The sequence below is a fragment of the Sphingomonas sp. genome, assembly GCF_035714405.1.
Lineage (GTDB): Bacteria > Pseudomonadota > Alphaproteobacteria > Sphingomonadales > Sphingomonadaceae > Sphingomonas.
The window spans coordinates 125,656-138,059 of sequence record NZ_DASTMA010000018.1; the positions used below are offsets into that span (position 1 = coordinate 125,656).

Consider the following 12,404-nt stretch of genomic DNA (forward strand, 5'->3'; position numbering starts at 1 on the left):
TTCCCTTGGCTCTTCCGCCTGCCCCTGCCGACAAAGCCTTCATGCGCGAGGTCGACGAGGAGCTGCGCCGCGACCAGATCGCGACCGCGTGGCAGCGTTTCGGCCGCATCGGCATCGTCGCGGTCCTGGCGGGACTGATCGCGCTTGCAGGCTGGCTGTACTGGCAATCGCGCCAGCAAGCGCGGGCCGGAGCCGATGGCGAGCAGCTGCAGGCGGCGTTCGACCAGCTTCAGGCGGGACAGGCGCAGCAGGCCGAGCCGACACTGGCGACGCTCGCGAAATCACGCGGTGATGGCTATCGCGCGCTGGCGCAGTTGGCGCAGGCGGACCTGCTGCTCGGCAAGAACGACAGCAAGGGCGCCGCCGCCAAGTTCGCCGGCATCGCCGCCGACGCGTCGCTAGGCCAGCCGTTCCGCGATCTTGCGCTGGTGCGCCAGACCGCGATCGAGTTCGACACGCTGCCGCCGCAACAGGTGATCGAGCGGCTGCGGCCGCTGGCAGTCGCGGGCAACCCTTGGTTCGGCAGCGCCGGCGAGATGACCGCGGTTGCGCATCTGCGCCAGAACCGCCGCGACCTCGCGGGCAAGCTGTTCGGGCAGATCGCCAAGGCCGAGGACGTGCCCGACTCCACTCGTCAACGCGCGGTTCAGATGGCCGGGCTATTGGGCGTCGACGCCGCCCCGTCTGCAGGAGCTACCCCCTCGTGATCTCATTCCGTTCGCCGCTGATGGTGGCGGCGCTCATCGCGCTGTCCGGGTGCGGCATCTTCAAAGGGGGCACGAAGAAGACCCCGACCGTCGGCAACCGCGTCGCCATCCTCACCTCGGAGAACGCGATCGAGGCCGACAAGACGATCGCCGATGTTCAGGTGCTGCTGCCCGCCGCCGCCGCCAACGACAGCTGGACGCAGCCGGGCGGCAACGCGGCCAAGACGATGGGCCAGCTGGCGCTTGGCGACGCCCCCGCGCGCGCCTGGTCGGCGACCGTCAACGGCGGATCGGACCGCGAGCGATTGGCGGCGGCGCCGGTGGTTGCCGAGGGCAAGCTGTTCGTCATCGACGTCGATGCGACGGTGCGTGCCTTTGCCGCAGACACGGGCGCGGCGCTGTGGAATGCGAAGGTCGCGCAAGGGGACGAGAACCGCAATTCCCGCTTCGGCGGCGGCGTCAGCTATGACGGCGGCCAGGTGTTCGCGACCGACGGCGTCGGCGACGTGGTCGCGCTGCAGGCGGCGGACGGCAAGGAAGTGTGGCGCGCCAAGCCGGGCGGGCCGTTGCGTGGGAGTCCGACGATCGCCAACGGCGTTGTCTATGTGCTGACGCAGGACGACCAGCTCTTCGCGCTTGATCAGACCAAGGGGACGGTCAACTGGTCGGCGCAGGGCACGGCGGAGACGCAGGGCGTGTTCGGCGTCGCGGCGCCGGCGGCCGGGCAGGGATCGGTCGTCGCGGGCTACTCGTCCGGCGAACTCAACGCCTATCGCTACGAGAACGGCCGACCGCTGTGGCAGGACGCGCTGTCGCGCACCTCGGTCAGCACGTCGGTGTCGTCGATCGCGGATATCGACGCGGCACCGGTGATCGACCAGACCCGCGTCTATGCCGTGGGTCAGGGCGGCCGGATGGTCGGGCTGGAGCTCGCGACCGGGCGGCGGCTGTGGGAGCAGAACCTCGCCGGCATCTCGACACCCTGGCTGGCGGGCGAGTGGTTGTTCGTGGTGACCGACGACGCGCGGCTGCTGTGCCTGTCGGGCGCGAGCGGCAAGGCGCGCTGGATCGCGCAGCTGCCGCGTTTCCGTAACGCCAAGGGAAAGAAAGGGCCGATCACCTGGTTCGGGCCGGTGCTGGCGGGCAACAAGCTGGTGCTGACCAACAGCCGCGGCGAGGTGGTGTTCGCCAATCCCAACGATGGCTCGGTCGTGCGAACGGTCGAGGGTAAAGAGCCGTTCGCGCTGCCGCCGGTGGTGGCGAACGCGACCTTGTACACGCTGGATCAGACGGGGCGGATCACCGCCTGGCGTTGAAACCCTCTCCCTTCTAGGGAGAGGGAAGGTGACGGCTATACGCGCTTAGGCTACGGCCTCCCCATGCCCCTACCCACTGTCGCGATCGTCGGCCGGCCCAATGTCGGCAAGTCGACGCTGTTCAACCGCCTGGTCGGCAAAAAGCTCGCGCTGGTCGACGATCGGCCCGGGGTGACGCGCGACCGACGCGAAGGAGAGGCGAGCCTGGTCGGGCTCGACTTCCGCGTCATCGATACTGCCGGTTACGAGGACCAGGACGCCCAGTCGCTGCCCGGCCGGATGCGGCGTCAGACGGAGGCGGCGGTCGCAGAAGCCGACGTCGCACTGTTCCTGTTCGACTCGCGCGCGGGCATCGTGCCGCTCGACGAGGAGATCGCCCGCTGGCTGCGCAGCTCGACGACGCCGGTGGTGCTGGTCGCCAACAAGGCTGAAGGCCGCGCGGGCGATGACGGCATCCTCGATTCGCTCAGTCTCGGCTTCGGCGACCCGGTGCAGCTTTCGGCCGAACATGGCGAAGGTGTCGCCGACCTGTTCGAGGCGATCCTGCCGCTGCTCGAGGGTCGGGCAAGCATAGAGGAGCCCGAGGACGACGAGAGCCCCGACGCGCCGCTCAAGCTGGCGATCGTCGGCCGGCCGAACGCAGGCAAGTCGACGCTGGTCAACCGCATCCTGGGCGAGGAGCGCATGATCACCGGCCCCGAGGCCGGCATCACGCGTGATTCGATCGCGACCGACTGGCTGTGGACCGATCCAAAGGGCGGGACACGCCGGGTGCGGCTGATCGACACGGCGGGGATGCGCAAGCGCGCCAAGGTGCAGGACAAGCTGGAGAAGCTGTCAGTCGCCGACGCGCTGCACGCGGTCGATTTTGCCGAGGTGGTCGTATTGCTGCTCGACGCGACGCTAGGTCTGGAGTCGCAGGATCTGCGGATCGCCGACCGGGTGTTGGAAGAGGGCCGTGCGCTCGTGATCGCGCTCAATAAATGGGATGTGGCGGAGAACGCCTCGTCCCTGTTCAACGGCGTCAAGAAGGCGCTCGAGGACGGGCTGAGCCAGGTCAAGGGCGTGCCGCTGCTGACCGTCTCCGGCGCGACCGGGCGTGGTATCGACCAGTTGCTGGGTGCCGCGTTCGAAACGCGCGAGGCTTGGTCGAAGCGGGTCGGAACGGGTGAGCTCAACCGATGGTTCGAGCGCGCGATCGAGGCCAATCCGCCGCCCGCGCCGGGCGGCAAGCGGATCAAGATGCGCTATGTGACTCAGGTCAAGACACGGCCGCCGTCCTTTGTCGTGTTCGGCACGCGCGTCGATCAGCTGCCCGCAAGCTATGAACGCTATCTGGTCAACTCGATGCGCCGCGAGCTCGGCTTTGGCGCGGTGCCGGTGCGGCTCATGCTGCGCGCGCCGAAAAACCCGTTTGATCCTTGATTCGAAAGCAATTGTTTACGCTATCCGGATAGAGCCGACCGGCGGTAGGCGCGACCGGGAGTAGCTAGTGGGGTTCGAGGGCAGCACGTTGGTGAACTGGACCGCGTTCGCGCAGGCGCGCAGCGAGCTGGGCGCCGGGTTCGTCCGCATCCTTGGCTATTTTCGCGAGGACGGCGTCAAGTCCGTCGCCGCGATCGAAGCCGCAATGCAGGCCAAGAGCGCAGCCGGCCTGGTGATCCCCGCGCACACGCTGAAAGGCGAGGCGCGTCAGTTCGGCGCCGAGCCACTCGGCGCGCTCGCCGAGGAGATCGAGATGACGGCGCGCGACTGTGTCGAGGCGCAGGACACGCCCGATCATCTGCTGGAGCAGATCGCCAGGCTGCGACCGCTGTTCGAAGACACGCTGGCGCTGCTCGAGCGCGAATCCAACCCGCTGGTGATGCGCAAGCCGCAGGGCGGTGGCTTCGGTCGACGCGTCGGCTGAGTTCGACGCAAGCTGCTCCCCCGCGAGCGGGGGAGGATCGATTCAGCCCTTCAGATAGGCAGCCGCGCCGGTCTTCGGCTTATCTCCTTCGGTGACCGAGTGGAGCTGGATGTAATTCTGCAGCCCCATCCGGCCGATCATCTCGAATTGGCGTTCCAGCGTGTCGACATGCTCTTCCTCGCTGGCGAGGATACGCGCGAACAGCTCACGGCTGATATAGTCCTTCACCTGCTCGCAATGAGCGATCGCGCCCTTTAGCTGCTCGACCGCCTCGATCTCCATCGCCAGGTCGGACCTGAGCACCTCCTCGACCGTCTCGCCGATACGCAGACGACCGAGTAGCTGGAAGTTCGGCAGGCCGTCGAGAAAGAGGATGCGCTCCGCCAGCCAGTCGGCGTGCTTCATCTCGTCGATCGACTCCTCGCGCTCGTACTGGGCGAGCTTGTACACGCCCCAATGGTCGAGCAGCCGGTAGTGCAGCCAATATTGGTTAATCGCGGTCAGCTCGTTCCTGAGCGCCTCGTTCAGCAGCTCGATGACCCGGGGGTCGCCCTTGATCGCCATGATGTGCTCCTTTGCGCCCGCTCTAACGGTGCGACGCGACGCGGAGCAAGCGCGAACGACTCGCGCGAGTCACTCTCACTCCCAGCGGATCAGGCGGCGGCGCGCTCTTCGTCGAGGATAGCGCGGGCGACGACCGAGCACTGCCCGCATTTCGCCTGGCAACCGAGCGCCGCATACGCCTGGCAAGCGGTCCGGCATTGCTGCGCCACGCCGCGGATCTGGTTCTCGCGAATGGCATTGCAGATGCAGACGACCATGACCGGCTCCCTCGCTGGGGAGCCGTTTACCGCTAATGAGAACCGTTCGCAAGCCTGTTGTGAATAGGTCGCAATAGCGTCTATTCGTGATGCGCCACCATCAACCGGTCCGCCTGCGCCCGAAGCCGCTTGTCGCGAGTCCAAAGCCTAACATGCGGTGCCACCCTGGCGGATGCGAGGAGGTGTACATCCGCCAAGCCCATACCCAAGCTGAAAAGCTGCTGCCATTCGATCAGCGCCATGACTTCGGCATGTGTCGCCGCAACGACGCCGGGCAGGCGGTTCAGGTCACGAAGCGTATCGCGGCGATTGGGCAGGCTACTCATGGCGAGTTCGCCTATGACGAACGGGTGGGTGGCTGCCTCATTGCGTTCCACTAGCTCAATGACAGCAGAGATCGGGCGGCGGAAGTGATCGATCCACACCGACGTGTCGATCAGGATCATTCGTTCACGAAGCGAGGAGGGCGACGGCGTGGGGCGGCCTCGGCGGTAGGATCGCTGCCGCCCAGCCGTGCGAGTCGGCGGCCGGCTTCAACCGCGACGAGCGTCTTCATGGCATGACGGACCAAAGCAGCGCGATCTTCAATGCCGGTGTACTCGATCGCTGCCGCAATAAGCTCATCGTCTATGTTGATGGTGGTACGCATTCATCGCAGCTAACATCATGTGATGCGGCTTACAACATCACGCCAGCGCCGCGTCCGCGCCCATCAGCTTGGGGAAGAACCCCTCATGCGCCTCGCGCAATGCAGCGAGCGGCAGGGCGTAATCCGCATGCGCGCGCTCGAAGATCAGGCGGGTACCGCCGGTGCGGCCGAGCGGCTCCGCTGGCACGCCGGCGGCGTGCGCAGCGTGGAGGAAGCCCATCAGCGCGTGATCGTGAACGGTGACGAGGTAGACGCCCTGGTCCTCACCGAAAAAGGCGCGTGCGCAGCCGAAGGGCTGCGGCTTGTTGATCATGGCGCCGACATGGCCGGCCAGCGCCATCTCCGCGACCGCGACCGCCAGGCCGCCGTCGGCGACGTCGTGGCAGGCGGTGATCGCGCCACCCTCGATTTGCGCGCGGACGAAGTCGCCGGCGCGACGCTCGGCGGCAAGGTCGACCGGCGGCGGCGGGCCCTCCTCGCGGCCATGAATCTCGCGTAGCCATAGCGATTGGCCGAGATGGCCGGTGCGCGTGCCGAGCACCAGAATGATGTCGCCCGACGCCTTGAAGGCGAGCGTCGCCGCCTTGCGCCAGTCGGCGAGCAGGCCCACGCCGCCGATCGCAGGCGTGGGCAGAATCGCGGAGCCGCCGCCGGTCGCTTTGCTTTCGTTGTAGAGGCTGACATTGCCCGACACGATCGGGAAGTCGAGCGCGCGGCAGGCATCGGCCATGCCTTCGATACAGCCGACGAACTGGCCCATGATCTCGGGTCGCTGCGGGTTGCCGAAGTTCATGCAGTCGGTCGCCGCGAGCGGCTTCGCACCGACCGCGCAAAGGTTGCGCCAAGCCTCGGCGATCGCCTGTTTGCCGCCCTCGACCGGGTCGGCGAAGCAATAACGCGGCGTGCAATCGGTGGTGATCGCCAGCGCCTTGTCGGTACCATGGACGCGCACCATCGCCGCATCGCCGCCGGGCGGCTGTACGGTGTCCGCGCCGACCATGTGGTCATACTGCTCCCAAATCCAGCGGCGAGAGGCGAGATCGGGCGAGCCCATCAGCTTGAGCAGGTCGGCGGCGATGTCCGTGTCGTCGGCGATGCCGGTCAGCGGCGGCTGCGCGGGGGTGGGCACCCAGGGGCGGTCATAGCTCGGCGCGTCGTCCGCAAGCGGCCCGAGCGGAATGTCGCACACCGTCTCGCCGTGATGCCTCAGGACCATGCGACCGGTGTCCGTCACCCGTCCGATCACCGCGAAGTCGAGTTCCCATTTGCGGAAGATCGCCTCCGCCTCCGCCTCGCGGCCGGGTTTCAGCACCATGAGCATCCGCTCCTGGCTCTCCGACAGCATCATCTCGTACGCCGTCATGCCGGTTTCGCGCTGCGGCACGTCGTCCATCACCAACTCGATGCCGACGCCGCCCTTGCTCGCCATCTCGACCGACGAGGAGGTGAGGCCGGCCGCGCCCATGTCCTGGATCGCAACGATGACGTCGGTCGCCATCAGCTCCAGACAGGCCTCGATCAGCAGCTTCTCGGTAAAGGGATCGCCAACCTGGACGGTCGGGCGCTTGGCGTCGGCATCGTCCCCGAAATCGGCCGACGCCATGGTCGCACCGTGGATGCCGTCACGGCCGGTCTTGGAGCCCACATAGACGATCGGATTGCCGATCCCGGACGCGGCCGAGTAGAAGATCTTGTCCTGATCCGCGATGCCGACGGTCATCGCGTTGACCAGGATGTTGCCGTCATAGGCCGGGTGGAAGTTCACCTCGCCGCCGACCGTCGGCACGCCGACGCAATTGCCGTAGCCGCCGATGCCATGGACGACGCCGGCGATCAGATGCCGCATGCGGGGGTGATCGGGGCGGCCGAAGCGCAGCGCGTTCATGTTGGCGATCGGCCGCGCGCCCATCGTGAACACGTCGCGCAGGATGCCGCCGACCCCGGTCGCCGCGCCCTGATAGGGCTCGATATAGCTGGGGTGGTTGTGGCTCTCCATCTTGAAGATCGCCGCCTGGCCATCCCCGATATCGACCACGCCGGCATTCTCGCCGGGGCCGCAGATCACCTGCGGTCCGGTAGTGGGCAGCTTCTTCAGGTGGATGCGAGACGATTTGTAGGAGCAATGCTCCGACCACATGACGGAGAAGATGCCGAGCTCGACCAGGTTCGGCTCGCGGCCGAGCGCGTGGAGGACGTTGGCATATTCCTCGGGGGAGAGGCCGTGATCGGCAACGATCTGGGGCGTGATCTGGCTCATGGGGCGCGCGATAGCGGCGCGCGGTTCTTCTTGCCACCCGCGCTGCGCCTGTGCATCATCCGGCTAACACACTTAAGGGGGAGACTCGCCGTGACCAGAACCGCCAAGCTGCTGCTGCTCGCCACCGCCGCCGGCGCCGCCGTGCCGCTCGCCGCCCAGAGCGCCCCTGGGTCGGCGGTGCCGCTGATCGAACGCGCCAAGCTGTTCGGAAACCCCACCCGTGCCGCCGGTCGGCTGTCCCCGGACGGCAAGTGGCTGAGCTATATCCAGCCGCGCGATGGGGTGATGAACCTGTGGGTCGCGCCCGCGTCCGCCCCCAACGAGGCGCGGCCGCTGACGGCGGAGAAGGTGCGGCCGATCCGCAACGCCTTCTGGTCGCCCGACAGCAAGCAGCTGCTGTTCATCAACGACAAGGGCGGTGACGAGAACTTCCTGCTCTATGGCGTCGATGTCGCCACCGGCGCGCAACGGGCGCTGACGCCGTTCGAAAAAACGCGCGTCCAGCTGATCGGCGGCAGTCAGAAGATCAAGGACAAGCTGCTGGTCGGCGTCAACAACCGCGATCCGCGCTGGCACGACGTCCACCTGCTCGACCTCACCACCGGCAAGCTGACGCTGGTGTTCCAGAATGACGGCTATTCCGGCTTCGTCGCCGACGACGATCTGCGGCTGCGGCTGGTGTCGAAGCCTCGGCCGGACGCCGGCAGCGATTGGTTCCGGGTGACCAACAACGTGCCCGAGAAGACGGCGGTGGTCAGCTACGGGCTCGACGATTCGCAGACCACGGCACCGCTGGGCTTCACCACCGACGGCAAGACGCTGTACTGGACCGACGCGCGCGGCCGCGACCGGGCGGCACTGTTCGCGCAGGATGTCGCGACCGGCAAGATGACCGTGGTGGGCGAAAGTGCCCGCGCCGACGTGTCGGGCGGGCTGTTCCACCCGCGCACCGGCGCGCTGGAGGCCTATTCAGATTATTATCTGCGCAACGACTATGTTCCGGTCGGCGACTCGGTGCGTGCGGACCTTGCCTTCCTCAAGGCGCAGAACAAGGGCGACTTCGCGGTCACCTCGCGGACGGAAGCGGACGACAAGTGGCTGGTTTCGTTCGATCCGGTCACCGCGCCGGCCGCCACTTATCTCTACGATCGCCGCGCGAAGACGCTGACGCAATTGTACGTCAGCCGACCCGAACTGGTCGGCGCGCCGCTGGTCGGCATGCACCCCCAGGAGATCAAGTCACGCGACGGGCTGACGTTGGTGTCGTACCTGACGCTGCCCAAGGGCGCCGATCCCGATGGCGACGGCAAGCCGAACGCGGCGGTGCCGATGGTGCTGCTGGTCCATGGCGGGCCGTGGGCGCGCGACGGCTTCGGCTATAACAGCGCGCACCAGTGGCTCGCCAATCGCGGCTATGCGGTGCTGTCGGTCAACTTCCGTGCCTCGACCGGTTTCGGCAAGAGCTTCACCAGCGCCGGCGACGGGCAATGGGGACGGAAGATGCACGACGACCTGATCGACGCGGTCGACTGGGCGGTGAAGCGTGGCGTCACCACCAAGGACAAGGTCGCGATCATGGGCGGTTCGTACGGCGGCTATGCGACGCTGGCCGGGCTGACGATGACGCCCGACACCTTCGCCTGCGGGGTCGACATCGTCGGACCATCGAACCTGCACACGCTGTTGAAGACGATCCCGCCCTATTGGGAAGCGGTGAAGCTGCAATTCTACAAGCGAATGGGTGATCCGACCACCGATGCCGGGCGGGCGATGCTGACCGAGCGCTCGCCCCTGACCTATGCCGACAAGATCAAGAAGCCACTGCTGATCGGGCAGGGTGCTAACGATCCGCGCGTCAACGTCGCCGAATCGGATCAGATCGTCGCGGCGATGAAGGCCAAGAACATCCCTGTCACCTACATCGTCTTCCCGGACGAAGGGCACGGCTTCGCCCGGCCGACGAACAACATCGCCTTCAACGCGGCGGCGGAGAATTTCCTCGCCGGCTGTTTGGGCGGCCGCGCGGAGCCGGTCGGCGGCGCCATCGCGGCGTCGACGGCGCAGGTGAAGGAGGGCGCGCAGCACGTCGCCGGGCTGGCGCCCACCGCGCAGTAGTTTCGCCTCTCCCCTCCCGCTTGCGGGAGGGGAGACGCTTTTAAGCGGGGGCGTAGCTTTCGAGGTAGCCGCAGCGGCCGCAGCGCCAGGTGACGACGGGATAGTTGGTGCGGCCGCGAATCTTCAGGCCGGTCCACATGCTCTTTACCGGCGGACCCTCGTACCATTTGGCGACGGCGCGGGTGCCATAGCTTTCGTCGATCAGAAAGCCCTCGGCCATCCGGCCCTGGCACTTCGCACAGGTCTGTTGACCCGCCATCAGCAGTAGCCCTGTTCCCGATCGTAGCCCGCCAGCGTGAAGATCTCGCAGCCGGTGTCGGTGATGCCGATCGAATGCTCGAACTGCGCCGACAGCGAGCGGTCACGCGTCACCGCCGTCCAGCCGTCCTCTAGCAATTTCACGTCGGCGCGGCCGATGTTGATCATTGGCTCGATCGTGAAGATCATGCCGGGCTTGAGCTCCGGGCCGGTGCCGGGCTTGCCGACATGCACGACTTCGGGCGCGTCGTGAAACAGGCGGCCGAGGCCATGGCCGCAGAAGTCGCGCACTACGCCGTAGCGGTGCTTCTCCGCGTGGCGCTGAATGGCGTTGGCGACGTCGCCCATGTGATTGCCCGGCCGCGCCTGCTCGATGCCGAGCATCAGGCATTCATAGGTGACCTCGACCAGCCGCCTGGCCTTCAAGGGAACCTCGCCGATCAGGTACATGCGGCTCGAATCGCCGTGCCAGCCGTCGAGGATCGGCGTCACGTCGACATTGACGATGTCGCCCGCCTTCAAGGTCTTGTCCGATGGGATGCCGTGGCACACGACATGGTTGATCGAGACGCAGGTCGAGTGCGTATAACCGCGATAGCCCAGCGTCGCCGGCACCCCGCCGGCCGCGAGGACGAAGTCGTAGATCAGCCGGTCGATCGCGGCGGTCGTCGTGCCCGGCATCATGTGCGGCACGAGCATGTCCAGCGTCTCGGCGGCGAGCTTGCCCGCCTTGTGCATGCCGGCGAAGGCTTCGCGCCCATAAAGCTTGATCGCGCCGGTGCGGGCCATCGGCAGGTCGGCGGTCACGGTGGTATAGTCGGTCATCGTGCCGACGATATAGCGTGGCGGCGGCGGCTTGGCGAGGCTAGGGTCCGCGGATGCAGCCCGAACGTATCTGGACCGCCGCGCTGGTGGTGATCGGCGACGAGATCCTGTCCGGGCGGACCCAGGACAAGAACGTCGCACAGGTCGCCGCCTGGCTCAACGTCCAGGGCATCCGCCTGACCGAGGTGCGCGTCGTCGCCGATCGGACGGAGGCGATCGTCGAGGCGATCAATGCGCTCCGCGCGCGCAACGATTATCTGTTCACCACCGGCGGCATCGGGCCGACCCACGACGACATCACCGTCGATGCGATCGCCGAAGCGCTCGGGGTCGGCGTCGAGCACCACCCCGATGCGATGGCGATGCTCGACCGCTATTACGCGACACGCGGCGGACTGACCGAGACGCGCGCGCGGATGGCGCGGGTGCCGGCGGGCGCGACGCTGATCGTCAACAAGGTGTCGGGCGCGCCCGGCATCCGCTGGGGCAACATCTTTATCATGGCGGGCGTGCCGCACATCACGGCGGGCATGCTCGACGCGCTGACGGGAATGCTGGAGGGCGGCCGCCCGGTGGTGTCGCGCTCGATCGGCTGCTGGGTGGCCGAAAGCGAGGTCGCGGACCTGCTCCGCGACGCGGAACGTGCGCACGAAGGCGTCGCGATCGGCAGCTATCCGTTCTTCCGCGACGGCCGGGTCGGCGCCAACTTCGTGGTGCGCAGCCCCGATGCCGCGCTGGTCGAGCGCTGCCTGACGGCGCTGGCGGAGGCGCTGCGGGCGCAGGGCCGTGACGTGGTCGCCGATGGCATCTGAGGCCGCGCCACGGGCCGTGGCCGCCGACGAGGTGGCGGGCGGGCAGTTCCGCTATTTCGACTATGTCATGGCCGCGTTCGTCGCGGTGCTGCTGCTCTCCAACGTGCTGGGCGCGGGCAAGCGGGCGGTGATCGACCTGCCGTTCTTCGGGCCTTGGCCGTTCGGGGCAGGCATCCTGTTCTTCCCGATCGCCTATGTCATCGGTGACGTGCTCACCGAGGTGTATGGCTATGCCCGGGCGCGGCGCTGCATCTGGGCGGGGTTCGGGGCGCTGTTGTTCATGGTGTGCATGAGCTGGATCGTGGTGGCGCTGCCGCCCGACGCCGGTTGGGAGGGGCAGGCGGCGTACGAGGCGGTGTTCGGGCAGGTGCCGCGCATCGTCTTTGCGTCGATGATGGCGTTCTGGGCGGGCGAGTTCGTCAACTCCTATGTGCTGGCGCGCATGAAGGTGTGGACGCAAGGCCGCGCGCTGTGGAGCCGCACGATCGGTTCCACCGTGGTGGGGCAGGGGGTGGACAGCCTGCTCTTCTATCCGCTGGCGTTCCTCGGCGCGCCGGGGTGGACGGCGGAACAGGTGTGGTGGGTGCTGGTCACCCAATGGGTGCTCAAGGTGAGCTGGGAAGTGTTGCTGACGCCGTTCACCTACCTGGTCGTCGGCTGGCTGAAGCGGCGCGAAGGGGTGGATGTGTACGACCAGGCCACCGACTTCTCGCCGTTCAGATCCGCGGTTTGATC

At 67.2% G+C, this 12,404-nt stretch carries 14 protein-coding genes; 7 read left to right on the forward strand and 7 right to left on the reverse strand.

Translation table 11 applies throughout. From position 1 onward, the window contains the following. Positions 1-5 precede the first annotated feature (5 nt). The 4 genes from VFQ64_RS07425 to VFQ64_RS07440 all read left to right on the forward strand — a co-directional run bounded on the left by VFQ64_RS07425 (position 6) and on the right by VFQ64_RS07440 (position 3,932). Positions 6-707: a tetratricopeptide repeat protein gene (locus tag VFQ64_RS07425; RefSeq protein WP_325102661.1), complete on the forward strand. Its 702-nt coding sequence runs from the start codon at positions 6-8 to the stop codon at positions 705-707. A gap of 20 nt (positions 708-727) precedes the next feature. Then, positions 728-2,023 (forward strand): PQQ-binding-like beta-propeller repeat protein, encoded by a 1,296-nt coding sequence (locus VFQ64_RS07430; RefSeq protein WP_325103411.1) that lies wholly within the window; start codon positions 728-730, stop codon positions 2,021-2,023. Between the two features lie 63 nt (positions 2,024-2,086). Continuing rightward, on the forward strand, positions 2,087-3,448 hold the full coding sequence (gene der, locus VFQ64_RS07435; protein WP_325102662.1) for a ribosome biogenesis GTPase Der: 1,362 nt from the start codon (positions 2,087-2,089) through the stop codon (positions 3,446-3,448). 67 nt (positions 3,449-3,515) lie between these two features. Then, entirely contained in the window at positions 3,516-3,932 is a 417-nt protein-coding gene (locus VFQ64_RS07440; RefSeq protein WP_325102663.1) for an Hpt domain-containing protein, read from the forward strand. 42 nt (positions 3,933-3,974) lie between these two features. On the opposite strand, the gene bfr is transcribed toward VFQ64_RS07440, so the two are convergent. From bfr to purL, 5 genes are all read right to left on the reverse strand, one after another. Continuing rightward, the gene (bfr, locus tag VFQ64_RS07445; protein WP_325103412.1) at positions 3,975-4,490 is read right to left on the reverse strand and encodes a bacterioferritin; all 516 of its coding nucleotides are present in this window, start codon (positions 4,488-4,490) and stop codon (positions 3,975-3,977) included. A 95-nt stretch (positions 4,491-4,585) separates the two neighbouring features. Beyond that, positions 4,586-4,753 (reverse strand): (2Fe-2S)-binding protein, encoded by a 168-nt coding sequence (locus VFQ64_RS07450; protein WP_325102664.1) that lies wholly within the window; start codon positions 4,751-4,753, stop codon positions 4,586-4,588. Positions 4,754-4,833: 80 nt separating this feature from the next. Then, positions 4,834-5,199, reverse strand: a complete 366-nt coding sequence (locus VFQ64_RS07455; RefSeq protein ID WP_325102665.1) for a type II toxin-antitoxin system VapC family toxin — start codon at positions 5,197-5,199, stop codon at positions 4,834-4,836. Then, positions 5,196-5,402, reverse strand: a complete 207-nt coding sequence (locus VFQ64_RS07460) for a type II toxin-antitoxin system VapB family antitoxin (protein ID WP_325102666.1) — start codon at positions 5,400-5,402, stop codon at positions 5,196-5,198. Before VFQ64_RS07460 ends, VFQ64_RS07455 begins: the two co-directional genes overlap by 4 nt. 37 nt (positions 5,403-5,439) lie before the next feature. Next, positions 5,440-7,659, reverse strand: a complete 2,220-nt coding sequence (gene purL, locus VFQ64_RS07465; RefSeq protein ID WP_325102667.1) for a phosphoribosylformylglycinamidine synthase subunit PurL — start codon at positions 7,657-7,659, stop codon at positions 5,440-5,442. 90 nt (positions 7,660-7,749) lie between these two features. Between purL and VFQ64_RS07470 the strand changes: the two genes are divergently transcribed. Then, a complete protein-coding gene (locus tag VFQ64_RS07470; protein ID WP_325102668.1) occupies positions 7,750-9,774 on the forward strand; it encodes a S9 family peptidase in 2,025 nt (674 codons plus the stop codon). Between the two features lie 40 nt (positions 9,775-9,814). Here the strand turns inward: VFQ64_RS07470 and VFQ64_RS07475 are convergent, their stop codons facing one another. Further along, a complete protein-coding gene (locus VFQ64_RS07475; protein WP_325102669.1) occupies positions 9,815-10,033 on the reverse strand; it encodes a hypothetical protein in 219 nt (72 codons plus the stop codon). Further along, the gene (map, locus tag VFQ64_RS07480) at positions 10,033-10,857 is read right to left on the reverse strand and encodes a type I methionyl aminopeptidase (protein ID WP_325102670.1); all 825 of its coding nucleotides are present in this window, start codon (positions 10,855-10,857) and stop codon (positions 10,033-10,035) included. The genes VFQ64_RS07475 and map overlap by 1 nt, the downstream gene beginning before the upstream one ends. Before the next feature lie 53 nt (positions 10,858-10,910). On the opposite strand from map, the gene VFQ64_RS07485 reads away from it, so the two are divergent. Continuing rightward, positions 10,911-11,669: a competence/damage-inducible protein A gene (locus tag VFQ64_RS07485; RefSeq protein WP_325102671.1), complete on the forward strand. Its 759-nt coding sequence runs from the start codon at positions 10,911-10,913 to the stop codon at positions 11,667-11,669. Further along, on the forward strand, positions 11,659-12,402 hold the full coding sequence (locus VFQ64_RS07490; protein WP_325102672.1) for a queuosine precursor transporter: 744 nt from the start codon (positions 11,659-11,661) through the stop codon (positions 12,400-12,402). Before VFQ64_RS07485 ends, VFQ64_RS07490 begins: the two co-directional genes overlap by 11 nt. Positions 12,403-12,404: the final 2 nt, after the last annotated feature.

What these genes read in the sequence shown, in the direction of transcription:
- VFQ64_RS07430 (WP_325103411.1), top strand. Translation starts at nt 728, where the DNA reads ATGGTGGCGGCGCTCATCGCGCTGTCCGGGTGCGGCATCTTCAAAGGG.
- der (WP_325102662.1), top strand. Translation starts at nt 2,087, where the DNA reads ATGCCCCTACCCACTGTCGCGATCGTCGGCCGGCCCAATGTCGGCAAG.
- VFQ64_RS07450 (WP_325102664.1), bottom strand. Translation starts at nt 4,753, where the DNA reads ATGGTCGTCTGCATCTGCAATGCCATTCGCGAGAACCAGATCCGCGGC.
- VFQ64_RS07455 (WP_325102665.1), bottom strand. Translation starts at nt 5,199, where the DNA reads ATGATCCTGATCGACACGTCGGTGTGGATCGATCACTTCCGCCGCCCG.
- VFQ64_RS07460 (WP_325102666.1), bottom strand. Translation starts at nt 5,402, where the DNA reads ATGCGTACCACCATCAACATAGACGATGAGCTTATTGCGGCAGCGATC.
- purL (WP_325102667.1), bottom strand. Translation starts at nt 7,659, where the DNA reads ATGAGCCAGATCACGCCCCAGATCGTTGCCGATCACGGCCTCTCCCCC.
- VFQ64_RS07475 (WP_325102669.1), bottom strand. Translation starts at nt 10,033, where the DNA reads ATGGCGGGTCAACAGACCTGTGCGAAGTGCCAGGGCCGGATGGCCGAG.
- map (WP_325102670.1), bottom strand. Translation starts at nt 10,857, where the DNA reads ATGACCGACTATACCACCGTGACCGCCGACCTGCCGATGGCCCGCACC.
- VFQ64_RS07485 (WP_325102671.1), top strand. Translation starts at nt 10,911, where the DNA reads ATGCAGCCCGAACGTATCTGGACCGCCGCGCTGGTGGTGATCGGCGAC.
- VFQ64_RS07490 (WP_325102672.1), top strand. Translation starts at nt 11,659, where the DNA reads ATGGCATCTGAGGCCGCGCCACGGGCCGTGGCCGCCGACGAGGTGGCG.